Source organism: Vreelandella janggokensis (genome assembly GCF_031451615.1).
In the GTDB taxonomy this organism is placed as follows: domain Bacteria; phylum Pseudomonadota; class Gammaproteobacteria; order Pseudomonadales; family Halomonadaceae; genus Vreelandella; species Vreelandella janggokensis.
The window spans coordinates 1-25,451 of record NZ_JARWAJ010000002.1 but is presented as its reverse complement, the minus strand read 5'-3'; the positions used below and the strand labels follow the sequence as shown (position 1 = coordinate 25,451).

Here is a 25,451-nt window from a genome sequence, read left to right as displayed (position 1 = left end):
TGCTCGCTGTGGTGGCTACTTGGACCGTATTTTTGATTGGAATCTTTCAGGTTCAATAGGCATCTTACCCATGTTGGCAATTAACAAGATCCGGTATGTTTCATTCGGCAGGCAGGTTTGAGCCTGGTACGAAAAGTAAGACCTTTGATACCCCCGAACCTTTTCGAGCCCCGGCAATCAATACTGTGGCGCCCTCATAACCCTAGGAATATTCTGATATGTCATTATTGCCTGTTGTCCTGGCGGGTGGTGTTGGGTCGAGACTATGGCCATTATCGCGTCAATTGCATCCCAAACAATTCCTGTCACTGGATGGTGGGCCTACCATGCTGCAAAAGACGCTAGGGCGTCTGGACGGGCTTGAAACACAATCACCCATCGTCATATGCAATGAGGAACACCGTTTTCTGGTAGCAGAACAGTTACGCCAGATAGGGTCGGATAATCGTCTCATATTGCTGGAACCGGTCGGGCGCAATACGGCGCCCGCGATTGCATTGGCGGCCATTGCCGCGACACAAGACGGCGATGACCCTTTACTGCTTGTGTTGGCGGCTGACCATCAGGTTCAGGATATTGTGCCGTTCCATGACAGTATCAAGAAGGCGCAGGCTCTCGCAGAGCTTGATTATTTGGTCACCTTCGGTGTGGTACCCACCTTCCCAGAAACTGGTTACGGTTATATTCAGCAGGGGACATCACTGGGGCAGGGCTTTGGTGTCAGGCGTTTTGTCGAAAAGCCTGATGCGGCGACGGCGACTGCTTACCTGGAAAGTGGTGAATATCTATGGAATAGCGGCATGTTCCTGTTTCGAGCGAGCTGCTACCTGCAAGAGCTGGAGCGCTTCCACCCCGATATGCTGCATGCCTGCCATCAGGCAATGGCTCAGCTAGAGAATGACCTGGATTTTACGCGCATCGACAACGAGGCTTTCGCCCGATGCGAGGACATCTCGGTCGATTATGTCGTGATGGAGAAAACACAGCATGCCGCCGTCGTGCCCTTGGCGGCGCGCTGGAGCGATCTGGGAGCCTGGGCTTCCATATGGGAGTTAAGCGATAAGTGTGAGGCGGGTAACAGCTATCATGGTGATGTTATCCAGGAAGATACTCGCAATACCATGCTGCGTTCCGAGAGTCGCCTGGTGGCTGCGATAGGCTTGGAAGACCTGGTCATTATCGAAACCAAGGATGCGGTATTAGTCGCTGATCGGCATAAGACGCAAGACGTTAAAAAAATCGTCGAGCGACTCAAGGCTGAAGGTCGCGACGAGTTCAACAATCATCGCGTTGTCTATCGTCCCTGGGGGCGCTACGAATCGGTTGATAGGGGCCAGCGTTATCAGGTCAAGCGTATTACGGTGAATCCGGGTGCCAAGCTCTCGGTACAGATGCATCATCACCGAGCAGAGCACTGGATAGTGGTATCCGGCACGGCGGAAGTGACTAACGGAGAGGCGACCTACCTTGTGTGTGAAAACGAGTCGACCTATATCCCCATCGGCCAGATTCACGCGCTGAAAAACCCCGGCACGCTGCCTCTCGAATTGATCGAGGTACAGTCCGGCAGCTACTTGGGTGAAGACGATATTATTCGCTTCGAGGATCAATACGGCCGCGTTTGATCAACTCGTAGCGCGATATCCTTGCAGAATAGAGGAGATCGATAGACTGGAATCAAACTTGTGAATGGACCTCTCAAGCCTCTCCAGATTGGCGCTCTGCCACTTCCCCGGTTGGCGCAACCGACAGCGGTCCAGGTCAATCAGCCATGGCGTGCCGTTGGCATCGACCAGAATATTGCGGGCGTTCAGATCGACATGATCAAGCTTGGCCCGGTGAAAGCGTCGAATCATGGCACCTACGCGTTGCAAGAGCGCTTCATCTGCCAGGTGGCTGACGATCAACTCGGCGAGCGCTTTTGCGCCGGTGATGCGTTGCGTGATCAAGGCGGCTTCGTAGCTGAGTCCATGGCGAACCACGCAGGTGGCGATAGGTCGAGGAACAGGTAAACCCTGCTCGAACAAATTGGCCGTGAGGCGCATTTCCTGAAAGCCGCGGGTGCGCTCAGCACCTAGCCAGAAATAGCGTTTTTGGCTTAGTTTGGCGACTAGACCGCCTCGCCGGTAAGGGCGTAAAACCCATTGCTCTTCAGGGGAGGCCTGTAAAAAAAGGCTGCTGCCCCGACCAGGGGCTTCGCCGACCACTAAATCGCGGGATCGCCAGTACTCAGCGCTGAACAGGGCGGGATCGGGTTGGTGTGACGTGGCAGCGTCACATAAACTGTCTGCATCATGTAAAATCAGATTATTTCCTTGCCGGAGTGCCGCTAAGCGCATGAAGCCCTCTCTGCCTGCTCAACCTAACCATATTGCGATTCTGCGCCTCTCGGCGTTAGGAGACGTCTGCAACCTTGTGCCCACCGTGCGAGCGTTGCAGCGCCAATGGCCACAAGCGCGCATTACCTGGATCATCGGCAAGGGTGAATACAGTTTACTGGCCGGCTTGTCCGGGGTCGAGTTTGTTGTGTACGACAAATCGACGGGGTTCAAGGGGATGCGCGCCCTATGGCGCGAGCTGGCGGATACGCGTTTTGATGTGCTTTTGCATATGCAGCAAGCCATTAGGGCGAGTATTTTATCGCTTGGGCTGAAGGCCAATGTGCGTGTGGGCTACGACAAGGCGCGGGCCAAAGATGCCCAGCACCGGTTTACCCAGCTACATATTGCGCCCAGGACCAACCCTCATGTGCTGGAATCCTTCATGGATTTCGCGCGTTTGATGGGTGTCGAAGAGGGACCGCTGGAGTGGAATTTGCCGGTACCCTCTGCCGCTTATGATGAAGCGCGCTTGATCAGCGGTGAAGCGCCTTATCTGGTGATCAATCCATGTAGTAACGTGCGGCTTCGCAATTTTCGTAACTGGTCGGTGGAAGGGTACGCAAGCGTCATTGAATATGCGTGGGTACAACACGGCCTGAAAAGCGTGTTGACCGGAGGAGGCAGCTCCCTTGAGCGTGAGGTTGGAGAGCAAATTGAAGCGCTCTGCCAGCCAGACAGCGTGATCAATGCCATTGGCCAGACGTCGTTAAAAGGCCTTTTAGCGTTGGTTGATGGCGCGCGCGCGGTGGTTTCGCCGGATACCGGTCCTGCGCATATGTCCAACGCCATGGGGACCCCGACACTCGGGCTTTACGCGACGACCAATCCTCAGCGTGCGGCGCCCTATCTATGGCGTGATTTTGCCGTTAATGCCTACCCGGAGGCGCTTTACACTTACCAGCAAAAATTGGTGGAAGAGGTAAGCTGGGGGCAGCGCGTTCGCCACGCCGACGCCATGGGGCTCATCAAAACCGATAACGTGATCGCCAAGTTAGAGGCACTGCTGACACATACGGCGGCGCGCCCAACAACAGGAACCACGGATGAAAGTTGATTTAAACGCCTTGGAGCATGCCCGCGTTCTTGTAGTGGGCGATGTCATGCTAGACCGCTATTGGCACGGTGGCACCTCGCGCATATCGCCGGAAGCGCCTGTACCGGTGGTGCGCGTCGAGGATGCGGATGATCGTCCCGGCGGGGCAGCGAACGTTGCGTTGAATATCGCGGCATTAGGGGCACAGGTCGGCCTGGCAGGACTGGTGGGCGAAGATGAAAATGCTGAGCTGCTTTCGCGTCAATTAGTTGCTGCCAATGTAAGCACTCACTTTCAGCGTAGTGCAGAGATACCCACGATTACCAAGCTTCGAGTCATGAGTCGCAACCAACAGTTACTGCGTCTGGACTTCGAGGAGCGTCTGGAAGGTGTCGATACCACAGACTTGCTGGCTCAAGTGGAGCAGGCGCTGCCCGATTGCGACGTGATGATTCTGTCCGACTACGGCAAGGGCACGTTGAACCAGGTGGAACAGCTGATTGCCTCGGCGCGAGCCCAGGGTAAAAGGGTGCTGATTGATCCCAAAGGCAGCGATTTTAGCAAATACCGTGGCGCCAGCCTGATAACGCCGAATCTGACCGAGTTTGAAGCAATCGTCGGCCCATGCAGGACGGATGCGGAGCTCGCTCAGCGTGGCGAGGCGCTGCGCGTTGAACTTGAGCTTGAAGCGCTATTGATCACGCGTAGCGAAAAAGGCATGACGCTGATTCGGGAAGGGCATGAACCGCTGCATTTGCCTACTCGTGCCCAGGAAGTCTTTGATGTGACGGGCGCCGGCGATACTGTGATTGGCCTGATGGGGTTGGCATTGGCGGCAAACCATGAGCTGCCCGAGGCCATGATGCTGGCCAATCTGGGGGCAGGGTTGGTAGTGGCCAAGCCGGGTACGGCAACGTTGTCGATCGCCGAGCTTTATACTGCCCTGCACGGCGATAAGCTTGCTGAATTCGGGGTGATTGAGCCAACCCAACTGATTGAGGCCGTACACGCTGCCCAAACCCGGGGCGAGCGCGTGGTCATGACCAACGGCTGTTTCGATATTTTACACGCGGGCCACGTGGCCTATCTTGAACAGGCAAAACGGTTGGGGGATCGGTTGATTGTGGCAGTCAATGACGATGCCTCCATCGCCCGCCTGAAAGGCCCGACGCGGCCGATTAATCCACTCCATCGCCGTATGCAGGTGTTGGCCGGGTTGGGGGCGGTGGATTGGGTTGTCCCCTTCAACGATGATACCCCACAAACACTCATCGAAGCCGTACTGCCGGATATCCTCGTCAAAGGCGGCGACTATCGGCCAGAGGATATTGCCGGCGGTAAAGCGGTGATTGCCAATGGCGGTGAGGTGAAAGTACTGGGCTTTGAAGATGGTGTCTCAACCACGGCGATGATCAGTTCGATCTTGGATCGTGAGCGCTAATGGCGGCACCCAACTGGCCTCGGCTTGCTTACTCAACGGCACTGTATGCCCTTTCGCCATTGATCATGTGGCGTATCTGGCGGGAGCAAGTACCTACTTACTCACGCCTGCAGCGCCTTGGTATGTGTCTTGATCCACTGCCCTCAGCGCCGCGCCTCTGGTTGCACTGCGCCTCGGTGGGCGAGGTGCGTGCTGCCCGCCCGCTGATAGAGGGCTTGCTGGAGCGCTATCCCCGGCACAGCCTGCTGATCACTACCATGACCGCCACGGGCGCTCAGCAGGCCCAGGCACTCATCCATGACCAACCAGAAAGCGAACAGAGGCGGCTTGTTGACCGCTTCCTGCCGCTCGACTACCCAGGCGCGGCCAGACGTTTTGTCGATCGGGTAAAACCCGCGATGGCGATGCTGTTTGAAACCGAGCTCTGGCCCAACCTGCTACACGCCTGCCGTTGCCAGGGAGTCCCCGTAGCGGTAGTCAACGGCCGTTTATCCCCCCGCGCCTATCAACGTTATCGGCGTTGGCAACCCTTGATGGCTAATGCCTTGGCTAACATTAGCTGGCTGGCGGCTAAGTCATCGGAAGATGCCGAGCGCTTTAACGCGCTGGGATGCCCTGCTGAGGTAACCAGCGTGGTGGGATCGCTGAAATTTGAAATTCACTCTCAAGATGACGCCCTCAAGGAAGGTGAGTACTTACATCGTCAGTGGGGTAGACGCCCGGTATGGGTAGCGGGTTCCACCCGTGATGGTGAAGAAACGCTATTACTAGAGGCGCATGCTCAGTTGCGTAGACGCCATCCAAACGCGCTTTTAGTTCTGGTACCCCGCCATCCCCAGCGGTTTGATGAGGTTGCCTACCTGTGTCGCGATAAGGGCTGGTTGCTCAGCCGTCGCAGCGAAGAGCAAGTCGTAACGGAGCAGACCCAAGTCTACCTGGCGGATACGCTGGGGGAATTGGCGCTGCTCTATGCGACGGGCAGTGTGGCTTACGTGGGAGGCAGTTTAGTGCCGCTGGGCGGCCAAAACGTGCTGGAGCCCGCTGCCCTGGGCAGACCTGTGCTGAGCGGGCCCTCAATCGAAAACTTTACTGATGTGGCCGAGCCGCTGTTAGCCGCCGGTGCCCTCGCCCTGGTGGATAGCCCCGACGCCCTTGCCGAAGCGTTGCTTGATTATTTTGACCATCCCGGCAAGGCGCAGCAAAAAGGCCGGGCCGGCCTGGCGGTCATCAGTGCTCAGCAGGGCGCCCTCAAGCGGACGCTGGACGGGCTGTGCGAATTCGTACCTCCGTCGCTAGCGTAGCGCTATCCGATCAACGCCCTCCGGGTTACCCAATAGCAGGATGTCGGCTCCTCGGTCGGCAAATAGACCGTTGGTGACCACGCCCACAATGGCGTTGAGCGTGGCTTCCATGGCGACCGGGTCGTCGATCATGAATTCATAGCAGTCGATAATCTGGTTGCCATTGTCGGTAACCACGCCTTGCCGATACACCGGTTCAGCCCCCAGGGCGACGAGTTGGCGGGCAACGTAGGAGCGTGCCATGGGAATGACTTCCACCGGCAGTGGAAAGTGCCCAAGCTGGCTGACATATTTGGATTGGTCGGCGATGCAAATGAAACGCTCGGCGCAGGCAGCCACGATTTTTTCCCGGGTGAGTGCCGCTCCGCCGCCTTTGGTCATTTGTAAGTGAGCATTCACTTCGTCAGCGCCGTCGATGTAAAAGGGCAGTGTTCCAACGCTATTCAACTCGAACACCTCGATGCCCAATGCTTCCAAGCGTTTGGCACTGGCCTCAGAGCTTGCCACCGCTCCCTTGAACTGATCACGTAGCGGCTTTAAGCGGTCGATAAACAGGTTGGCCGTCGAGCCGGTGCCGATTCCCAGCACGGTGTCTTTTTCCAGCCAGGGTTCAATTTCACTGATCGCTTTATCGGCGACGGCGGCCTTGAGTTCGTCTTGGTTCATGGTATGCCTTTTCGCAGGGAATATTGGACTCGGTGCCCATTATAACGGCCTAAACGCGGCCTGCCGATCAAAACGCTGCTGGACGTCGAACGGCGTAATCTGCTACCAATAGGAGCTTTCCCCGCACCCGTCAGGGTTATGTTCTTTCTTGGAATTTTCCGCATGCTTGAAGCTACCGTCAAAAAGATCCTCCAGGCCCACGTTTACGAAGCCGCTTGTGAAACGCCCATTTCACCTGCTCCTTTTTTGTCGCGTCGTTTCAATAACCAGATTTTAATCAAGCGCGAAGACCTGCAGCCGGTTTTCTCGTTCAAGATCCGTGGGGCCTACAACAAGATGGCCCAGCTCAGCGAAGAACAGAAAGCCAAAGGCGTGATCGCCGCGTCGGCGGGCAACCATGCTCAGGGGCTTGCCATGGCCGCCAAATTGATGGGCGTCAAAGCGGTGATCGTGATGCCACGGATTACCCCCGAGATTAAAGTACAGGCGGTCCGCGCCCGGGGCGCCAAGGTAGTCCTCAAGGGGGATGCCTTTGCTGCCGCCGCTGAGCATGCCCAGGAGCTGATCAAGGAGCACGGCTATACCTATATTCCCCCCTTCGATGATATTGATATTGTCGCCGGCCAGGGCACTGTCGCGGTGGAAATCCTGCGCCAGCAGGCGGGGCGTCTTGATGCTATTTTCGTGCCGGTTGGCGGCGGTGGACTGATTGCCGGGATCGCTGCCTACGTTAAATATCTGCGCCCGGATATCAAGGTGATCGGTGTTGAGTCCGAAGATAGCGCCTGCCTGAAAGCGGCATTGGAGGCCGGTGAACGGGTAGTGCTGGACCAGGTGGGTGTTTTTGCTGAAGGTGTTGCCGTGGCGCAGATTGGCGAAGTGCCCTTTTCGCTGGTGAAAGACATTATCGACGATGTGATTACCGTTACCGCCGATGAAATGTGCGCCGCTGTCAAAGATATCTTTGAAGATACCCGCGCCGTCGCGGAAACCTCGGGCGCGCTGTCGCTGGCCGGGTTGAAAAAATATATTCAGCAAACCGGCGCGGAAGGCGAAACCCTGCTGTGCATCAATTCCGGCGCCAACACCAACTTTGACCGTCTACAGCATATTGCCGAGCGGACCGAGCTTGGCGAGCAGCGGGAGGCGATCCTGGCGGTAACGATTGCCGAAAAGCCAGGCAGCTTTAAAAAGTTCTGCCGCACGCTTGGCAAACGCATGGTCACGGAGTTCAGCTACCGCTACGCAGATAACAGCGAAGCGCATATTTTTGTCGGCGTGCAGGTTAAACCCGGCGGCGAAGATCGCCAACTGGTCATCGACAAGCTTCGGGACGGGGGGTATCAGGTCGAGGACTTGACCGATAACGAGCTTGCCAAGTTACACATCCGTCATTTGAGTGGCGGCCGCCCCAGCGAATACTTTGAAGAAGAGCTGTATCGCTTTGAATTTCCTGAGCGTCCAGGGGCGCTGATGAACTTTCTCACCCAACTGCCCCATGACTGGAATATTTCGCTGTTTCATTATCGTAACCACGGGGCCGCTTATGGCCGTGTTCTGGTGGGTATGCAGGTACCTAACGGTGACCGCTCTCACGTCGCCGAGCATCTGGATGCGATTGGCTACCGCTATTGGCGGGAAAGCGATAACCCCGCCTACCGGCTGTTCATGGCTTGATCTTGCGTCGCCAAATATGTGAGCGGTTACTTACAGCGCAGCCCTTCACAAGTCAGTTTGTTAAGAAACAGTGTGCGTTTATTTTTTAATGTCATATAGGGGGTTAAGCCGTTGTCAACGATAGCCTATTGGCCCTATAGTCACAGGCGATATTGATGAAGGGCGTCATCAGGGCAGTATTAGGCTGCTCATCAACGACAGGTAACCAGGATGACGCCTTAAAGTTGACAACTTTAAAGGGGCTGGAGAAGCACTATGCGGCGTAAGAAACCCGATATGGTACTGACACTGATGATTGTGTTTGCGCTCGGGGTATTAGCCACCGGCTACGCGCAGGCGCTTTCGGGAGGTTAAGCCGTAGCGCTGGGGTACGAAAGCGTCACCGGCTCAATGGGCTGGCCCTTACGGGCCAGCCCATTTTTTTAGGTAGCTTATCCTGGGCGAACGATATGCTGGTCACTCACCACGGCGTTTAATGGTATGTCCCAGGGCTCAACAGGGAGGGTATCTACCTGTTGGCAAGCGTGGGCAACACCCAGCAGCGTCGGTTTGGGGCCAGGGCGGCGCATAAAGGCAAGGCTGCGATCGTAAAAGCCGCCGCCCATGCCCATGCGATTGGCCCGGGCATCAAAGCCGACCAACGGTAAGATCACTGTATCCAACGCCCATGCGGGCAAACGACGCTGATGTTTGGCCGCAAAACGGGTATCCGGCTCGGCGATGCCAAAGCGGTTTTTGATCATCGGCGTGTTGGCATGGTAGGCGACAAACCAGAGCGTATTGGCACTGAATGGCCGTAAAACGGGTAGATAAACCGACACTCTTCGTCGACGCAACCAGGGAAGTAGCGGGGTCGGGTCGATTTCACCCATGACAGGTAAGTAAAGACTGATGCGTCTTGCGCGGTGAATTTCGGGAAGGCGCTTAAGCTGCTGACAGAGACGGTGGGCTGCTTCGCGTTGTTCACGCAGCGAGAGCGATTGACGCCGCCGACGCAGTTCACGTCGCAAAGCGCGTTTTTCTTCAGCGCTGTGGAGGCTGTTCATCATTAGTGTTCCCCAGAGTGCCGCTGTCGTTCTGGCCCTGAACCTACTGGTTCAGGTGGGTGGCCGCAGCCAAGCCGTCAGGCTTTCCGACGCACGGACATGCACACGGGCCTGGCTAGCATTTGGCCCCCTAGGTATTACGCATAGGCTCGAGGGACTGTAACGACTGGCGCGCACCCCAGAGAACGTCATCATCCTAACAGAGCGGGGCCCAATGCCAAAGGCATGCGTTAAACGGTCTTTACGGCGTGCGGGTTTGTGACAAAGCGTGCTCCAGCCGCTCGTTAAGCCGGTTCAGGCTGGCTTCTCCGGCGCGATGTTCGTCCATGGCTTCAAGCAGCTCGTGGGTAATGTTAAGTGCCGCCATGATCGCGATACGTTCGCTTCCCAGCAGGCTGCTTTGGGCTTGAATCCCTTGCATGGCGCGGTCCAGGTAGCGTGCGGCCCGTTCTAGTTTGGCTTCTTCACCGGGGTCGCAGGCAATCACGTAATCACGCCCTAACAGGCTGATTTCGGTAGTAGGCCGTTTAGTGTTACTCATGACAGGCTCCGGCACGGGTCAAAAGGATGCCCAATGCGTTAACATCACTGCATAGGAAGGACGATGTCGCTCACTATAAGAGAGCCGCTTGCGCGGGGTCAACGCGCAAGCCCGAGCGACCCTAAACCCATCAACGAGTGAAGACGATGTCGCTAATAGACGAACGCCAGGATTTCTCGGATATCGCCGATGTTTTTTTGTTGCACGGGAGTATGCAGTCGCCCGCCTTTCTGGACGGCCGGTTATGCGCACTGCTCGCGCTGCGTGATATGGATGCCCAGGCTTGGCTGGAAGAGGTCTGCTTAAGCCTGGGGGTGGATCAGCCACGCGATTCGGCGAGTGCTGAACGTCTGTTGGGCTGGCGACGGCAAACCCTGGAGGCGCTAAGCGCCAGTGATATGAACTATGCGCCCCTGTTGCCGGATGAGCTGTTCAGCCTGGCTGAGCAGGCCCAGGGCCTGAAGGAGTGGACGCTAGGCTTCATGGAAGTGGTCGACGAAGTGGCCGATGACGCACAGCGAAAGCATTGGTCGCAAACCTTGCGTGAAGCGGTAGAAGACCTTGCCGGGTTAGGCCAGATCGAGACGGATATCGATGATTCCCCGGAAAATGAAAATGACCTCTTTGCGCTGACCGAGCACGCGCGGATGGCTGCCATGCTGCTGTATACCGAGCAACACCCCGGTCAGCCGCAGGTCGAGCAAACTGATACCCCTGTTCATTAATCTGTTTTGGAAAACGCTATGTTGCCTGATGTACTGCCTCGCCCTCCGGCTATCCCGTCAGCGGAATACCACCAGCGGCGCGAGACCCTCATGGCCCAACTTCCGCCGAATGCCGCCGTTATTGTGCCCGGCGCATCGTTGGTAACGCGTTCTCATGACAGTGAGTATGCGTTCCGGCAAAGCAGCGATTTCTACTACCTGACCGGTATTGGCGAGCCGGATGCCCTGCTGGTGCTGTTGCCCGGGCGCGAAGCGGGGCAAAGCGTGGTGTTCTGCCAGGACCGTGACCCCACCATGGAAGCCTGGACAGGGCGGCGATTGGGCGCTCAGGGAGTCGTGACAATGCATGGCGTCGATCAGGCGTTCGAGAACGCCGAACGCGAGACATTGTTGCTTGAGCTGTTAGCGGGTCGTGAGTGGCTCTATTTACCGCTTGATCAGGGCGATGCCCTCGATATTGCCGAAGACGCCCTGTCCCAGGCCAAGGCGGGTCAACGTCGCGGTCATCCCATGCTGAAAGGCTGGATGGATATTAGCCCGCTGATACATGCCATGCGTCAGATTAAGAGCGAGTCGGAAATCGCCCTGTTGCGGCACGCCGCGTCAATCTCTGCCCGTGCTCATGTGCGCGCCATGCAGGTAGCGCGCCCTGGGTTAAGCGAATATCAGCTTCAGGCTGAGCTGGAGCATGAGTTTGTCTGGCAGGGTGGCAGCGGACCCGCCTACAGCACGATTGTCGGGAGCGGTGCCAATGCCTGCGTGTTGCACTACATTGAGAACAGTGCACCCCTTGCAGACGGCGAGCTGGTGTTGATCGATGCCGGTGCCGAGTTTGACCTTTACGCGGGCGATATTACCCGCACTTTCCCGGTTTCCGGGCGCTTCAGCGATGCTCAGCGAGTGCTTTACCAGGTGGTGCTTGATGCCCAGGAGCGGGCTGTTGCGGCTGTTCAGCCTGGCACCACCCTCGCCGAAATCCATCAGGGCGTTGTGTCTGACTTGACCACTGGATTGATGGAACTGGGTCTGCTGGAAGGCGATCTGCAAACCTGCATCGACGAGCAGCGCTACCGGCGGTTTTATCTTCATTCGACATCGCACTGGCTGGGGCTGGATGTGCATGATGTGGGCACCTATCGCCTGGACGCAGAAACCCCGTGTCCACTTGAGCCCGGTATGGTGCTGACCGTTGAGCCGGGGCTTTATATTCCCGATGAAGCTGACATTCCGGCCGCGTACCGCGGTATCGGCATCCGTATTGAGGATGACGTGGTGGTTACCGCGCAGGGGCGTGAGGTACTGACCCACCAGGTCCCTAAACGGGTAGCCGATATTGAAGCTCTCATGGCGCCTGATTAAGTCGTTGCAGTGCATTATGTAATTTACGTTACGCAATAAGCGTGGTCCTGTGTCACCAGCGGGAGAGAGTCAATGCAAGCGTCTGGGCAAACGGTAACCCATGACATTGTGATTGTGGGGGGCGGATTAGTCGGCGCAAGTCTGGGCTGTGCTCTGGCGCCCTTGATTGAGCGTTACGGCTGGAAAGTCGCCATTATCGAAGCGGCGCCGTTACCGGCCAAATCACTTGATGAGGCCTGGCAACCCAGTTTCGACGCTCGTGCCAGTGCCATTGCGGAAGGCTCGGCCCAGCGCTTTCGTCAGCTGGGCGTATGGGAGGCCATGCAAACCGAGGCAACGCCCATCAAGCGTATCCATATCAGTGAACGGGGGCGGCTCGGGGCAACCCGGCTCAGTGCCGATGAACTGGGCGTGGATGCGCTGGGTCACGTGATTCCCAATGCCTGGATGGGGCGCGTGCTGCATCAGCGGCTGAATGCATTACCCCTTGAATGGCACTGCCCGGCCAAGGTCGACAACATCACGCCTACGCCCCAAGGGCACGACTTGATGCTGTCTGATGGCAGTCGGCTCCACGGCGCCCTGACAGTGCTGGCGGACGGCGGGCGGTCGGGTTTAAAGGAGCAGCTTGGCATTGGCAGCCGTCGCGAGGCCTATCAGCAAACGGCGCTGATTGCTCATGTGGGCGTTAGCCAGCCACATCAGGGCGTGGCCTATGAGCGGTTTACCCAGGCCGGGCCTATCGCTCTGTTACCCTTGCCAGGGCAGACGATGGAGCTGATCTGGACGCATTCCACCGGGCATGAACAAGGGCGCCTGGGTCTATCCGATGGAGACTTCCTGGCGCAGTTGCAAACGGCCTTTGGCGACAGGGTCGGGCGCTTTACCCGAGTGGGCCAGCGCCACAGCTATCCATTGACCTTAATCACTGCCGAGGAGCCCGTTCGGCCTGGGCTTGCGGTGCTGGGCAATGCAGCCCATGCGCTGCACCCGGTGGCCGGTCAAGGCTTTAATCTGGCCCTTCGTGGGGTAATGGACCTGGTCGAGGCACTTGAGAAAGGCGAGTTGGCGAAGCGGCCGTTGGGTGACATGACCACGCTTCAGGCGTTCGAGCGGCAGCGCGCTCAGGACCGAGCCAATGTGATTCGTTTTAGTGATGGCCTGATTCGCCTGTTTGGCATGAACTTACCCTTTTTACCCCATGCCAGAGCCGCCGGCCTGGTGGGGCTCAATATCATCGGGCCATTACGTAAAGGTCTGGCGCGCCGGGCGATGGGACTGGAGCGTTGAGTGCCCCCGGGGCTGCCAGCAGAAGGAGTGTTATGCAGACATCCAATGAGTCAGGTGTACCGGTGGAGAACGGCTTCGACGCCATCGTTGTCGGCGCCGGCATGGTGGGCTCGACGTTGAGCTTGCTATTGGCCGACGCCGGCATGCAGGTGGCGCTGGTAGAAGCGCAAGCACAGCCCCCCTTGCACGAGGTGAGCGGTTTGCCGTCGCCCCGGGTGAGTGCTCTGACACCGGTCTCGCAGCGACTGTTAACCCATATCGGGGCCTGGCCATTAATGGTTAATGCCCGGGTGACCCCTTATCGCTATATGCAGGTATGGGACGCCGAGGGTAGCGGCGAGATAAGCTTTTCCGCCGACGAAGCGGGCGTGTCCGTGTTGGGGCATATCGTCGAGAATGACGTGACGTTATCGGCGTTGCACACAACGCTTCAAGACCAGGGCCGGGTCAACATATTTTTCGGCACGCCGGTAGATGCCCTGGAGGCTTCAACGTCGGGGCGTCAGTTGCGCTTGGCGAATGGCCAATCGCTGCATGCGCCGTTGGTCGTTGCGGCGGACGGTGCGCGTTCGGTCTTGCGCGACATGGCGGGCATCGACGTGGTCAGCGAGGCGATGGGCCAGGAGGCGCTGGTCACCACGGTGCGCTGCGGCTATCCCCATGGTGATACCGCGCGGCAAGCGTTTATCGACGGGTGTCCGTTGGCATTTTTGCCGCTGACGGTGGAGGGGGACCCTCATTACTGCTCGATTGTGTGGTCGACCACCCCCGCGCATGCCGAAGCGCTGTGCCAGCTTTCCCGAGAGGCGTTGGGGGAAGCCCTGGGTCACGCCCTGGGGGAGCGAATGGGCGCGGTGAGCGTCTGCGATAAAGCGCACCGTTTTGCGTTGGTCCAACGCCATGCAGTGCATTACGTGCAGCCGCATTTTGCACTGGTGGGTGATGCGGCCCATAGCCTTCATCCCCTGGCGGGGCAGGGGGCTAACCTGGGGTTGATGGATGCCGCCGTTTTAGCCGACGAGGTCACCTCGGCCTGGCGGCGGGGGGCACCGTGGGGTGAGCTAAGCACCTTGAGCCGCTATGCCCGCCGTCGGCGCGGTGACAACCGCGCCATGCTGGCATTAATGAAAGGCTTTAAAACCCTGTTCGGCAGCCATGATCCGGCACTGACGCTGGTACGTAACCTGGGCATGAGCGGCTTGCACCGGCTTACTCCGCTGAAGCGCATGGTAATGCGGCAAGCCACCGGCGAACGCGGCCGCTTGCCGGCTTCGTGCCGTTAATGACGGCGGCGGTCGACCACGTTCAGCGCTTTGAGCAGATTAAGTGCTTCGCTCAACTGGTAGTCTTCGCGCAGGCGCTGTGACACCTCTTCCTGGTCACGCGGGGCCTGTTGGGACTGTAAATGGCCTTCCAGGTCGGATTCGCGGATTTCGCGCCTGCCTTCGGCGACTTCCAGGCGCCCGCGAACCACATCAACGTCGGGTTCGATGCCCTGGGCCTGAATGGAACGGCCTTGCGGCGTATAGTAAAGCGCCGTGGTAAGCTTCAACCCCTCACCATTGCCCAGCGGCATGATCTGCTGTACCGATCCCTTACCGAAACTGTCGGTGCCCATGATCACGCCGCGGCGCTGATCCTGAAGGGCACCGGCGACAATCTCCGCGGCGGAGGCGCTACCGCCATTGATCAGCACGACAAGCGGCACATCCTCTGCTGGCGTATCAGCCGAGGCGGAGAATGATAGCTCGTTGTCGGGAATGCGACCCTCGGTGTAGACAATCAGCCCTTCATCCAGGAACAGGTCCGCCACGCCAACGGCGGCCTGTAAAACCCCGCCGGGGTTATTACGTAAATCGAGCACCAGGCCATCCAGCGGCTGTTCACGGGCCATGCGCTGCAGGGCTTCCCTGGCCTGCTCAGGCGTGCGTGACTGGAACTGGCTGATGCGTAAATAGCCATAGCCGGTTTCCAGCAACTCGTGTTTGACGCTTTCGCTACGGATAATCTCGCGGGTAAGGGTGAACTCGCGAGGGGACTCTTCGCCTGCCCTTAGCACGGAAATGTCCAGCGTTGTATCGGGGTCGCCACGCATCAAGGTCACGGCCTCTTGCAGGGACATGCCCTCGGTGGGGGTGCCATCGATACTGATGATGATATCCCGGGACATCAGCCCCGCCTCTGAGGCCGGGGTATCGTCGATCGGCGTTATGATCATAAGCTGGCCGTTTTCCATACCCACTTCGATGCCGATTCCGCCGAACTCGCCCTCGGTGGATTCGCGCAGGCTTTGATATTCTTCTTTATCCAGATAGGCGGAGTGAGGGTCCAGCTCGCTCAGCATGCCGCGCATGGCGTTGCGGAGTAGAGTGCGGTCTTCGACGTCTTCGACATAGGCGCGCTTGATGCGCTCAAATACCTCGGCAAACGTCTGGATTTCTTCAAGCGGCAGGTCGTCGCTGACGTTATCAACTGTCCCGTCGCTGTCACTACTGGGCTGAGCCAGAAGCGGTAACGGGACCGAAAGTAAAGCGATAGGGAGCAGGGTTGCCAAGAGGCGTTTGGCAAGGGCCGATCCCTCGGTAACAGATAGCGTCATGCAGACTCCGCGAAACGATATTGGTGGGCAGCGCGCGCCGCTACCCCAATGACAACAAGAATTACCCAGCTTATCCCGTCAGCGGCGTGCAATCCAACGTTGTGGGTTAATTGGTTCACCACGCCTGCGGACTTCAAAGTAAAGCGCACTACGTGGCTGACCACCGCTATCGCCAACCCGACCAATCTCGTCGCCGCGCTCGATCTGCTGACCGGGGCGCGCGGTGAACTGCTGCAGGTGGGCGTAGAGCGTCATGATTTGATCACCATGGTCGATAATCAATAAATTGCCAAATCCACGCATCCAGTCGGCAAACACCACACGACCAGGGTGCACGGCGCTAACCGAGGTGCCTGCCGTGGCCTGAATGACGATGCCGTTGTAATGGACACCATCACGGCGCTGAAAAGCCGCCGTGATATCGCCCTGGACCGGCCAGGGCAGATCCCCCTGAGTACGGGCAATATGGGTCGTCGGCGCAGGCTCGTCAAGGCGTGCCAGCTCGGCCTGAATCTCGCGCAGTCGCTGTTCGGCCTGCTCTCGGTCATCATTCAGGGCGGCCAGACGCTCGGCTTCACTGCCATAGCGGTCATCTAGGCTGTTTACGACGCCGCGACGTTCCTGGGTGCGTTCGGCGAGCCGTGCACTTTCGGCTTCCAGTTCTTCGGACAGAGCGTCCAGTCGGTCCTCGCGCTCGGCAAGTGCTTGTTGGGTGTCGGCCAGCGCACTATCCAACCGGGCTATCTCGGCCATGCGCTGCTGACGCGCCTCGGTAAGCCGATTCAAGTAAGCCTGCATGCGGTCAAGTTCGGCGGGGTCGCCCTGATTTAACAGCAGTTTGAGTTGGGGAGTCGGTCCCAACCGGTAAAGCGCTGCCAGCTGTTGGCCGAGGGCATCTGATTGAACTTCGCGGTCTGCCTCAAGGCGGTCGCGATGCTTGCGAAGCTGATTGGTTTCCTCATTGAGCTTGCGGCGCTCGCTTTGTAGCTGATCGAGCCGTTGATGGGTCTCGGCGAGCTCGGTTTCAACCTCGCGCAGCTCGCGTTTGGCCCCTTCGCGAGCTTCATCGGTTTCGCTCAAGCGCTCGGAAAGCGCCTCGATCGCCTGGCCGAGGTTATCCAGTTGCTGGCGTGCCTGGGTTTCGCTGGGCTGGGCAGTGCTGTGCGTAGCGTATAACAGCGCTATCCCAGCCGCTATGCTGACAAGTCGTCGCATCAAGCGGATTAACCGAAGGTGATCAATGGGTGGCCGGTCATCGCTTGAGGAACCTCTTGATTCATCATGCGCAAAAGCGTCGGGGCAAGATCACATAGCCGTCCATCCTCCAGCGCCCCTGGACGTTCTCCAATGTAAACCAGTGGCACCATAAAGGTGGTGTGGGCGGTTTGCGGTGCGCCGGTCTCGGGGTGGACCATCTGCTCGGCGTTGCCATGATCGGCGGTAATCAGGCAGGCCCCGCCCGCGCGCTCAATGGCTTCGACCACGCGTCCCGCGCAGGTATCGACGGTTTCTATGGCTTTTACTGCGGCGTCAAAGTCACCGGTGTGGCCCACCATATCGCCGTTGGCGTAGTTGCATACCATCAGGTCAAAGCGGCCGCTATCGATGGCCTCAACCAACTTGTCGGTAATCTCGACGGCGCTCATTTCGGGCTTTTCGTCGTAAGTTTTCACGTCGCGCGGTGAGGGGACGAGAATACGCTCTTCGCCTTCATATTCGGCTTCATTGCCGCCCGAAAAGAAGAAGGTGACATGGGGGTATTTTTCAGTTTCGGCGATGCGCAGCTGTTTCAAGCCGCGTTTGGCCACGACTTCCCCCAGAGTGTCGTTCAGGTCCGAGGGCGGGAAGGCGGCTGGTGCGGGAATATCGGCGGCGTACTGGGTCATCATGACCAGCCCATCGCCCGCGAGCTTGGGACAGACGCGCCGCTCGAAACCATTGAAGTCAGGCTCGACGAAGGCGCGGGTCAGTTCGCGAGCGCGGTCCGAGCGGAAGTTAAGGAATATTGCCGCGTCGCCATCCTGTAATGTGATGGCCTTGTCTTGGGAGCCGTCACTCAGCGGAATGCTACTGGCGGCCACAAATTCATCGGTTTCACCACGGTCGTAGGCATCGCGCAACGCCGTTTCAGCGCTGGTGGCATAGTAGTCGGCGTGGCCGTCAGTGAGCAGGCGGTAGGCTTGCTCAACACGCTCCCAACGGTTGTCGCGATCCATGGCGTAAAAGCGACCGATGATCGAGGCAACAAAGCCGTTGTCAGCCCCTACCAGCTCAGCCAGACGGGCGTTGGCACGCTCTATGGAGCGCAACGCGCTTTGTGGCGGCATATCCCGGCCGTCCAGGAAGGCGTGAACATAGATACGCTGGGCGCCGCGGCGGGCCGCCAGCTCCGCCATGGCGATAAAGTGGTCCTCGTGACTGTGAACGCCACCGGGCGAAAGCAGCCCCAGCAGGTGAACGGGACGTCCGTTGGTCACTGCCTCGTCGATGGGCAGGGTCAGCACGTCAATGGTGTCCAGGTCGCCGTCTTCAATTGCCTTGGTGATGCGGGTAAAGTCCTGGTAAACAATGCGGCCGGCACCCAGGTTCATGTGGCCCACTTCGGAGTTCCCCATTTGCCCGTCAGGTAGCCCGACGTGGCGCCCATCCGTGTGGACAAAGGCATGTGGTCGGTCAGCCCAGAGTTTATCCATTACCGGTGTGTTGGCGGCAGCTACTGCATTGTGCGCGTTGTCGGGGTTGTGGCCGTAGCCGTCTAAAATAATTAACGCGACGGGGCGGGGAGTGCTTGCAGTGTCCATAAAATTTCTCCTGATGAGTGGCGAACCGGACGGCATAAAGCCAATCGGGGTCGCGACTAATGCATGCTTGGGGCATCATAACGCAGCCAGTGGCTGAGCGTCATGAATAGGGCCTGTTGACGTTTCACGCATGGCCGCGCTGGTGCTCGTTTTTATTCGCGGCCTGCGCGCGCTGGCGTCAGACGTGTATACTTGTCGCGTTCTAATGGTGGCAATGCCGCTTTTTTCTGTATTGACCAAGAGATTGTGTCGCGATGATCGATCAGCTGTTCGAATTCGTAATGAATCACCCCCTATTGGTAGGGGCGTTTGTGCTGGCGCTGATTGCGTGGATTGTGTACGAAACACGCAGCGCCTCAACCCATGCGCTAACGGCCACTGAGGCCACGCAGCTCATTAACCGTGAAGACGCCGTTGTACTGGATATCCGTGAAAGTAAAGACTTTAAAACGGGGCATATTGCCGGTGCGCGGAATATGCCCCAGAGCAGCCTTGATAGCCGCATGAATGAGCTGAATAAAGTGAAAGACAAGCCGATCATTGTGGCGTGTAAACATGGACAAAGTTCAGGTGCTGCCCAGGCGAAGCTTGCGAAAGCAGGCTTTGAACGCGCCTTTAAATTAAAAGGTGGCATGGCGCAGTGGCAGGCTGACGGCCTTCCGGTGGTTAAAAAGTAAGCGTCGATACGCACGTTACTTATTGCATGAACGATTGCACTGACTATTGCATCAACAACGAGGAGTTCTCACATGGCGGAAGATAACAACACCCCGCAGGCTGGCGCGCAAGCCGACGACAAAACGCAGCTCAAATTTTCGCTGCAACGTATTTACGTAAAAGATATTTCGTTTGAAGCGCCCAATTCGCCGTCGGTGTTCCAGGACGCGTTCAAGCCCAAGGTCAACCTCGACCTTAATACCAGTAGCAAAAAAATTGCCGATGACCAGTATGAAGTGGTCGTTAAAGTGACGGCGCAGGTTAACGACAAAGAAACCGGTACGACTTCCTTTTTGGCGGAAGTTGAGCAGGCAGGCCTGTTCCGTATCTCCGGTATCGAAGGTGCCCAGTTGGATCAAACCTTGGGTGCCTTCTGCCCGAACCTGCTGTTCCCCTACGCCCGCGAATGCGTGGATAATCTGGTCAACCGTGGTGGCTTCCCGCCGCTGATGCTGGCGCCGGTGAATTTTGAAGCGATGTACGCGCAGCGTAAGCAACGCGAGAAACAACAAGCTGACCAGGCTGAAGCGAATACGCACTAAATGATGTTGGCGACCGACTGGTACGCCCGGCACGGGAAAATGCCGCGCCTTTATGTCCCCGGGGTGTTTCGCCCAGGCGATGAGGTGGTGCTCCCGGAAGGCCCTGCGCGACATGTGACACGGGTGTTGCGGTTGGGTGAAGGCTCGCCCCTGGTGCTGTTCGATGGCAATGGCCATGAGGCGGGTGTGCGCCTTGTCGACGTAGGCCGCAAGCAGACAACGGTGGGTATTGAGGCTGTTTGGCCGGGTAACGGTGAATCGCCGCTGGCCGTGCATCTAGGCCAGGCAATTTCCAAAGGCGACCGGATGGATTATGCCATTCAGAAGGCCGTCGAGCTTGGCGTGTCTGCCATCACTCCGCTGTATACCGAGCGGGGTGATGTGCGCCTTAAAGGCGACAGGGAAGCCAAAAAGCTGGCCCATTGGCAGGCGGTGGCTGCCAGCGCCTGTGAGCAGAGCGGGCGTGCGTTCGTGCCGCCGGTCAACCCGCCCATCACCCTCAAGGCATGGCTTGAGGCGCGCCAGGAGCCGCTGCGTTTAATGCTGCATCTGGCGACTGGCCATGCCTTCGATCGCCAAGACCGTCCCACGTCGGCTGCATTGCTTATCGGCCCGGAAGGCGGTTTGAGCGAGAGTGATATTGATGCCGCCCAAAATGCTGCCTTTAAACCGCTAACACTCGGCCCACGGGTTTTGCGTACGGAGACGGCGCCGGTGGTGGCGTTAACCCTTCTTCAGCATTACCTAGGCGATTTGTAAGCCTTCCTCTCTACTACTTTGCCTTGCGTTACCAAGCCCCCATAATGAAAGCCTATTTATTGTAAGGACGGCACCCATGGTCCGTGAGCCTCACTCTTCCTCCCGACCCGCCAGCGATGCATCTGCTCAACTGGGTGAAGTGGCCTACTTAACCGTTACCGCGGTGAACAACACTGGCGCCTTTTTGCGCTGGGGGCCCTCCAAGGATGTGCTGCTGCCCTACAGCGAGCAGCGTTTTCGCCCCGACCCCGGCAAACGCGTGTTGGTTATGCTGTATAGCGACGATCAGGGGCGGCCCGTGGCCACCATGCGCCTGGATCGGTTTTTAACCGATGATGCCTGGGCACTGGATACGGGTGACCAAGTGGCCGTAGTGGTCGCCGACCGCACCGATCTGGGCATGAAAGTCGTCGTCAATCACCGCTATTGGGGGTTGATCTACCAGGACGATATCAGCCAGCCGCTGCGTCGCGGCCAGTCGTTAACAGGGTATGTCAAGCAGCGTCGTGAAGACGGACGGGTGGATATTTCGCTGCTGCCGCCCGGCGCTGCCCGCTTGGACGTGGTAGGTGACCAAGTGCTCAAGGCGCTGCGCGAGAGCGGCGGTTACCTGGCATTGGGGGATAAAAGTACCGCTCACGATATCAAGGCGCGGCTGGGTGTGAGCAAGAGCGCCTACAAGCAGGCGATTGGGCGACTTTACAAGCAACAGCTGATTAAGCTTGAGCCTAACGCCATACGCCTAGTGCCCGGTGCGCTCAGCGAGTAATACGTCTCGCGGTTGGAGCCTGAGAAGCAGTGCGGCATACTGCCCACCTATATGTTCATGTATGGATTGTGCCCCGATGAGTCAGTCAACATTGCACCTTGGTGTCGTGATGGATCCCATCAGCGACATCGCTTACAAGAAAGATACCACCATGGCGATGCTATGGGCGGCCCAGGACCGCGGCTATACGTTGCATTACATGGAGCAGGAAGATCTTTTCTTGAATGCAGGGCAGGCATACGCGCGCATGCGACCGCTGACGGTTTATCGAGATCCCGCGCATTGGTATGAACTGGGTGAACCCTCAGCCCGGCCGATCAATGAGCTTGACGCGGTATTGATGCGCAAAGACCCGCCGGTGGATGCGGATTTTACCAACGCGGTTCATCTGCTCGGCTTTGCTGAACGAGAGGGCGTGTTGATTGTCAATCCGACAGATGCCCTGTTGCAGTGTAATGAAAAGCTATTTGCCCAGCAGTTTCCGCAGTGCTGCGCGCCGACGCTTGTGGCCAGCCGGGCCGACGTGTTGCGCGCCTTTCACGCCGAGCATGGCGATGTGATCTTCAAACCATTGGATGGCATGGGCGGTACCGGTATCTTTCACATTGGTCCCGAGGGGCGCAATATCGGTGCCGTGATCGAGCAGCTTACCCTGCGCGGCCAGCGCCAGATCATGGCGCAGCGTTATCTGCCCGCCATCAAGGAAGGCGACACACGGATTCTGCTAGTCGATGGCGAACCGGTACCCTATGGTCTGGCCCGCATTCCTTCAGCGGGGGAAACACGCGGTAACCTGGCTGCCGGTGGGCGCGGCGTGAGTAGCGAGCTGACCAGGCGAGACCAGTGGCTTGTTGAGCAAGTGCAGCCCATGATCCGCGAAAAAGGATTGATGTTCGTCGGTCTGGATGTGATCGGCGATTATATTACCGAGATTAACGTGACAAGCCCCACCTGCGTGCGCGAAATCGACGATCAGCGTGGCACGGATATCGCAGGGTTGCTGCTGGACGCCATAGAACGTCGCCTTGCTGCATAAGCGGCTCTTTATTGCTCTGTCGCGACTTATTTACTGATTTTTTAGGCTGGCTGATGTTGTCAGTTGGCCGCAGGAGACGCATGCAAAGTTTAAAGCATCATTTCTTGATGGCGATGCCGCACCAGGACGATCCCAATTTTGCGGGGAGCCTGATCTACCTGTGCGACCATGATCACAATGGTTGCATGGGTGTGATTGCCAACCGCCCCTTGGAGATCACCCTCGATGCGCTCTTCGAGCAACTGGAATTAGAGGGAGATAATAGCCCCTACCGCAACTCGCCGGTGTATTACGGTGGGCCGATGCATAAAGATCGCGGCTTTATTCTCCATACCGGGGATAGTCAGGCATGGGATTCCAGCCTTCAGGTTGAAGACAACATTTCGCTCACGACGTCGATGGATATCTTGCAGGCATTGGCGAACGGTGAAGGCCCTGAACAGTTTCTGGTCTGCCTGGGTTGTGCCGGCTGGGAAGTGGGGCAGCTTGAAGAAGAGTTAAAAGAAAACGCCTGGTTGACGGTGGAGGGTCAGGCATCCGTACTATTTGATACGCCACCTGCCGAACGCCTCGCCGCGGCGGCAGGCATTCTCGGGGTGGATCTTAACCTGATGACCCGTGATGCAGGCCACGCCTGATGGTTGAGCATAATGACTGAAAGCGGTCAGCGCCTTGTGCTGGCGTTTGATTTTGGTACACGGCGCATTGGCGTGGCTGTCGGCAATGAGATGCTGAACAGTGCTCGTGAGCTTGCTCCTCTCACCGCACGCGACGGTATTCCCGATTGGGAGCTGGTGACGCGCCTTGTCAAGGAGTGGCAACCCGATCTATTTGTTGTCGGCTTGCCGCTCAATATGGATGGCACCGAGTCGGCCATGAGCCTTCGCGCGCGCAAGTTCGGTAATCGACTTCACGGGCGCTTCGGTAAGCCTTGTGAAATGGTCGACGAGCGTGGCTCTACCCAGGAAGCGAAGCACATCGCCCGCGCGGCGGGACACCGTGGCAACTACCGTGAAGAGAGTGTCGACGGTATCGCCGCGGTGTTGATTCTGGAAGGCTGGTTTGCCCACCAGGAAGGACTTCCCGGTGGGCGCATATCCCGCTGACGGTAGGCTAACGGTCGAGCGTGCCCGTCTGGGCGGGGACAAACCAACGTACGGGGCGCATTTCCTTTTCAACCAGCTCGTCAACCTCAAGTAGCGTTGCGAAGATGGCCATGCGCATGGGAATGCCGTTATCGGTTTGGCGGAAGATGGCTAGCCGAGGATCGCCGTTTAGATCCACGTTCAAGTCATTTGCTCCAGGGCGGCTATCGCGGGGCAGCGGATGCATGACGATGGTGTTGTCGCCACAGCGCTGGTCCAGGAAATCGCGGTTAACCATAAAGTCATTCGAAAGGCCCTGAAAACTCTCGTTCATCTCGTCGGTAAAGCGCTCCTTCTGAATCCGGGTAGCGTACACCACATCCAAATCCGAGAAGTCGCTGGCCAGCGAGTTGCGCTGTTCAATACGGTGGCCACGAGATGTGACGAGGTCTACCAGTTGTGCAGGCATTTCAAGGCCCGGCGGCGATACCAGGGTAATGCGTAGCGGTCCGTAGAGTGACAAGAGCTTGATCAGAGAGTGCACGGTACGGCCGTACTTTAAATCGCCGGTGAGCAGAATGTGGGCACCGCTCAGTGATTTACCCAAGCGCTGAAACTCTTTATCGATGGTGTAGATATCCAGTAGCGCTTGGCTGGGGTGTTCACCGGGACCATCGCCGCCGTTGATCACAGGGACATTTGTCGCCGCAGCAAATTCTGCCACAGACCCCTGGTCCGGGTGGCGCATGACAATGGCGTCGCAATACCCACTCATCACGCGGCTGGTATCGTACAGCGACTCTCCCTTGGCCATCGACGAAAAGGTAAAGCCGGTGGTGTCGCACACGCTGCCGCCCAGCCGGCAAAAGGCGGCATTGAAGCTCACGCGGGTACGCGTACTGGCCTCAAAAAACAGGTTGCCAAGAACTGCCCCCTCTAAAACACGGGTAACCTGGCGGCGCTGTGCAATCGGCTCCATACGTGCGGCAATGCGCAGTAAATGGTCAACGCGTTCGCGATTTAATGAATCGACAGTTAACAGGTGCTGACGCTGGCTCATCACGGACCTCGGCAATAAAGTAAATGCCGTTAGTGTAACCGCCAATTGGCTTGTCGCCGAAGCGCTTTCACGGCGGATAGTGTCTAGCCATAAAACTTTTTCGTATAATCCCTTGCGTCCTCGTCAGCAAAGCCGTAAAGTACGCATCCGCTGCCGGGGACGCCCAGCGTTGCCAGCGGTGAATGAGGTATAAAAACCTCGGTTTGTCAGTAAGTTAGGCAAATAGCAGGAAAGAAAGTTGAGTTAAGCATTTCCTTCGCTTCTGCCAAACAGCCGTTGACAAACATTGGAAAGTGCGTAGAATACGCCTTCCTCGCTTAGCAGCGGCCACGTCAGGTTTTGAGGCCCGCAAGCGAAACGCTCTTTAATAATGTGATCAGGTAATTCATGTGGGCGCTTGCCGATGAGGGTGATAAATCACCAATTATCAAGGCAAGCGACTCGTCCAAGGTCTTCGGATCTTGAGAGAACGTTTGAAAACCTTGAGCCAAGTTTGATCCGCTTTTGTTACTTTCGAGTGACAAGTAAGGATCACAATGATTGTAAACTGAAGAGTTTGATCATGGCTCAGATTGAACGCTGGCGGCAGGCCTAACACATGCAAGTCGAGCGGTAACAGGTCC

At 57.7% G+C, this 25,451-nt stretch carries 24 protein-coding genes, 1 rRNA gene and 1 other RNA gene; 17 read left to right on the top strand and 9 right to left on the bottom strand.

Going from position 1 to position 25,451, the window contains the following annotated elements; translation table 11 throughout:
• Nucleotides 1-218: 218 nt before the first annotated feature.
• Nucleotides 219-1,625, top strand: a complete 1,407-nt coding sequence (locus QC816_RS06840; protein ID WP_309781447.1) for a mannose-1-phosphate guanylyltransferase/mannose-6-phosphate isomerase — start codon at nucleotides 219-221, stop codon at nucleotides 1,623-1,625.
• Here QC816_RS06840 and QC816_RS06835 read toward each other — a convergent pair whose 3' ends face one another.
• Nucleotides 1,626-2,339 (bottom strand): 3-deoxy-D-manno-octulosonic acid kinase, encoded by a 714-nt coding sequence (locus tag QC816_RS06835; RefSeq protein ID WP_309781446.1) that lies wholly within the window; start codon nucleotides 2,337-2,339, stop codon nucleotides 1,626-1,628.
• Between QC816_RS06835 and QC816_RS06830 the strand changes: the two genes are divergently transcribed.
• Genes QC816_RS06830 through waaA form a run of 3 tightly spaced genes read left to right on the top strand, consistent with a single transcriptional unit; the run spans nucleotide 2,338 to nucleotide 6,156 of the window.
• Nucleotides 2,338-3,435 (top strand): glycosyltransferase family 9 protein, encoded by a 1,098-nt coding sequence (locus QC816_RS06830; RefSeq protein WP_309781445.1) that lies wholly within the window; start codon nucleotides 2,338-2,340, stop codon nucleotides 3,433-3,435. The two genes, QC816_RS06835 and QC816_RS06830, sit on opposite strands and share 2 nt — an antisense overlap.
• Complete coding sequence (gene hldE, locus QC816_RS06825) at nucleotides 3,425-4,855, top strand: bifunctional D-glycero-beta-D-manno-heptose-7-phosphate kinase/D-glycero-beta-D-manno-heptose 1-phosphate adenylyltransferase HldE (protein ID WP_309781444.1); 1,431 nt, start codon at nucleotides 3,425-3,427, stop codon at nucleotides 4,853-4,855. The genes QC816_RS06830 and hldE overlap by 11 nt, the downstream gene beginning before the upstream one ends.
• Nucleotides 4,855-6,156, top strand: a complete 1,302-nt coding sequence (gene waaA, locus QC816_RS06820) for a lipid IV(A) 3-deoxy-D-manno-octulosonic acid transferase (protein WP_309781443.1) — start codon at nucleotides 4,855-4,857, stop codon at nucleotides 6,154-6,156. The genes hldE and waaA overlap by 1 nt, the downstream gene beginning before the upstream one ends.
• Here waaA and rpiA read toward each other — a convergent pair.
• Nucleotides 6,148-6,822 carry a ribose-5-phosphate isomerase RpiA gene (rpiA, locus tag QC816_RS06815; protein ID WP_309781442.1) on the bottom strand — a complete coding sequence of 225 codons (675 nt, stop codon included), beginning with the start codon at nucleotides 6,820-6,822 and terminating at the stop codon, nucleotides 6,148-6,150. The two genes, waaA and rpiA, sit on opposite strands and share 9 nt — an antisense overlap.
• 162 nt (nucleotides 6,823-6,984) lie before the next feature.
• Between rpiA and ilvA the strand changes: the two genes are divergently transcribed.
• Nucleotides 6,985-8,499 carry a threonine ammonia-lyase, biosynthetic gene (ilvA, locus tag QC816_RS06810; RefSeq protein ID WP_085919231.1) on the top strand — a complete coding sequence of 505 codons (1,515 nt, stop codon included), beginning with the start codon at nucleotides 6,985-6,987 and terminating at the stop codon, nucleotides 8,497-8,499.
• A gap of 431 nt (nucleotides 8,500-8,930) precedes the next feature.
• Here the strand turns inward: ilvA and QC816_RS06805 are convergent, their stop codons facing one another.
• From QC816_RS06805 to QC816_RS06795, 3 genes are all read right to left on the bottom strand, one after another.
• A complete protein-coding gene (locus QC816_RS06805; protein WP_085919230.1) occupies nucleotides 8,931-9,545 on the bottom strand; it encodes a 5-formyltetrahydrofolate cyclo-ligase in 615 nt (204 codons plus the stop codon).
• A gap of 5 nt (nucleotides 9,546-9,550) precedes the next feature.
• A non-coding RNA gene (ssrS, locus tag QC816_RS06800) (6S RNA) lies at nucleotides 9,551-9,733 on the bottom strand.
• A gap of 53 nt (nucleotides 9,734-9,786) precedes the next feature.
• Nucleotides 9,787-10,086 (bottom strand): cell division protein ZapA, encoded by a 300-nt coding sequence (locus QC816_RS06795; RefSeq protein ID WP_085919140.1) that lies wholly within the window; start codon nucleotides 10,084-10,086, stop codon nucleotides 9,787-9,789.
• A gap of 146 nt (nucleotides 10,087-10,232) precedes the next feature.
• Between QC816_RS06795 and QC816_RS06790 the strand changes: the two genes are divergently transcribed.
• The 4 genes from QC816_RS06790 to QC816_RS06775 all read left to right on the top strand — a co-directional run bounded on the left by QC816_RS06790 (nucleotide 10,233) and on the right by QC816_RS06775 (nucleotide 14,743).
• Nucleotides 10,233-10,811: a UPF0149 family protein gene (locus tag QC816_RS06790; RefSeq protein ID WP_085919139.1), complete on the top strand. Its 579-nt coding sequence runs from the start codon at nucleotides 10,233-10,235 to the stop codon at nucleotides 10,809-10,811.
• An 18-nt stretch (nucleotides 10,812-10,829) separates the two neighbouring features.
• Nucleotides 10,830-12,170 carry a Xaa-Pro aminopeptidase gene (gene pepP, locus QC816_RS06785; RefSeq protein WP_264825007.1) on the top strand — a complete coding sequence of 447 codons (1,341 nt, stop codon included), beginning with the start codon at nucleotides 10,830-10,832 and terminating at the stop codon, nucleotides 12,168-12,170.
• 72 nt (nucleotides 12,171-12,242) lie between these two features.
• Nucleotides 12,243-13,460 (top strand): 2-octaprenyl-6-methoxyphenyl hydroxylase, encoded by a 1,218-nt coding sequence (gene ubiH, locus QC816_RS06780; protein WP_309781441.1) that lies wholly within the window; start codon nucleotides 12,243-12,245, stop codon nucleotides 13,458-13,460.
• Nucleotides 13,461-13,492: 32 nt separating this feature from the next.
• Nucleotides 13,493-14,743 (top strand): UbiH/UbiF/VisC/COQ6 family ubiquinone biosynthesis hydroxylase, encoded by a 1,251-nt coding sequence (locus tag QC816_RS06775; protein WP_309781440.1) that lies wholly within the window; start codon nucleotides 13,493-13,495, stop codon nucleotides 14,741-14,743.
• Here the strand turns inward: QC816_RS06775 and QC816_RS06770 are convergent.
• From QC816_RS06770 to gpmI, 3 genes are all read right to left on the bottom strand, one after another.
• Nucleotides 14,740-16,059, bottom strand: coding sequence for a S41 family peptidase (locus QC816_RS06770; RefSeq protein ID WP_085919135.1), 1,320 nt, complete (start codon nucleotides 16,057-16,059; stop codon nucleotides 14,740-14,742). The two genes, QC816_RS06775 and QC816_RS06770, sit on opposite strands and share 4 nt — an antisense overlap.
• Before the next feature lie 78 nt (nucleotides 16,060-16,137).
• Nucleotides 16,138-17,274: a murein hydrolase activator EnvC family protein gene (locus QC816_RS06765; protein WP_309781439.1), complete on the bottom strand. Its 1,137-nt coding sequence runs from the start codon at nucleotides 17,272-17,274 to the stop codon at nucleotides 16,138-16,140.
• Between the two features lie 8 nt (nucleotides 17,275-17,282).
• Entirely contained in the window at nucleotides 17,283-18,860 is a 1,578-nt protein-coding gene (gpmI, locus tag QC816_RS06760; protein WP_309781438.1) for a 2,3-bisphosphoglycerate-independent phosphoglycerate mutase, read from the bottom strand.
• Between the two features lie 254 nt (nucleotides 18,861-19,114).
• Here gpmI and QC816_RS06755 point away from each other — a divergent pair, with 254 nt between their 5' ends.
• The 7 genes from QC816_RS06755 to ruvX all read left to right on the top strand — a co-directional run bounded on the left by QC816_RS06755 (nucleotide 19,115) and on the right by ruvX (nucleotide 23,789).
• Nucleotides 19,115-19,537, top strand: coding sequence for a rhodanese-like domain-containing protein (locus QC816_RS06755; protein WP_309781437.1), 423 nt, complete (start codon nucleotides 19,115-19,117; stop codon nucleotides 19,535-19,537).
• A 72-nt stretch (nucleotides 19,538-19,609) separates the two neighbouring features.
• Nucleotides 19,610-20,119: a protein-export chaperone SecB gene (secB, locus tag QC816_RS06750; RefSeq protein ID WP_309781436.1), complete on the top strand. Its 510-nt coding sequence runs from the start codon at nucleotides 19,610-19,612 to the stop codon at nucleotides 20,117-20,119.
• Between the two features lie 3 nt (nucleotides 20,120-20,122).
• The gene (locus QC816_RS06745) at nucleotides 20,123-20,878 is read left to right on the top strand and encodes a 16S rRNA (uracil(1498)-N(3))-methyltransferase (protein ID WP_085919229.1); all 756 of its coding nucleotides are present in this window, start codon (nucleotides 20,123-20,125) and stop codon (nucleotides 20,876-20,878) included.
• A 76-nt stretch (nucleotides 20,879-20,954) separates the two neighbouring features.
• Nucleotides 20,955-21,647, top strand: coding sequence for a CvfB family protein (locus tag QC816_RS06740; RefSeq protein WP_309781435.1), 693 nt, complete (start codon nucleotides 20,955-20,957; stop codon nucleotides 21,645-21,647).
• Between the two features lie 76 nt (nucleotides 21,648-21,723).
• On the top strand, nucleotides 21,724-22,683 hold the full coding sequence (gene gshB, locus QC816_RS06735) for a glutathione synthase (protein WP_309781434.1): 960 nt from the start codon (nucleotides 21,724-21,726) through the stop codon (nucleotides 22,681-22,683).
• A gap of 80 nt (nucleotides 22,684-22,763) precedes the next feature.
• Nucleotides 22,764-23,321 carry a YqgE/AlgH family protein gene (locus tag QC816_RS06730; RefSeq protein ID WP_309781433.1) on the top strand — a complete coding sequence of 186 codons (558 nt, stop codon included), beginning with the start codon at nucleotides 22,764-22,766 and terminating at the stop codon, nucleotides 23,319-23,321.
• A 12-nt stretch (nucleotides 23,322-23,333) separates the two neighbouring features.
• A complete protein-coding gene (gene ruvX, locus QC816_RS06725; RefSeq protein WP_085919127.1) occupies nucleotides 23,334-23,789 on the top strand; it encodes a Holliday junction resolvase RuvX in 456 nt (151 codons plus the stop codon).
• Nucleotides 23,790-23,796: 7 nt separating this feature from the next.
• Here ruvX and QC816_RS06720 read toward each other — a convergent pair whose 3' ends face one another.
• Nucleotides 23,797-24,873, bottom strand: coding sequence for an aspartate carbamoyltransferase (locus QC816_RS06720; RefSeq protein WP_264825019.1), 1,077 nt, complete (start codon nucleotides 24,871-24,873; stop codon nucleotides 23,797-23,799).
• A 499-nt stretch (nucleotides 24,874-25,372) separates the two neighbouring features.
• On the opposite strand from QC816_RS06720, the gene QC816_RS06715 reads away from it, so the two are divergent.
• Nucleotides 25,373-25,451 (top strand): 16S ribosomal RNA (locus QC816_RS06715); the annotation flags it as partial.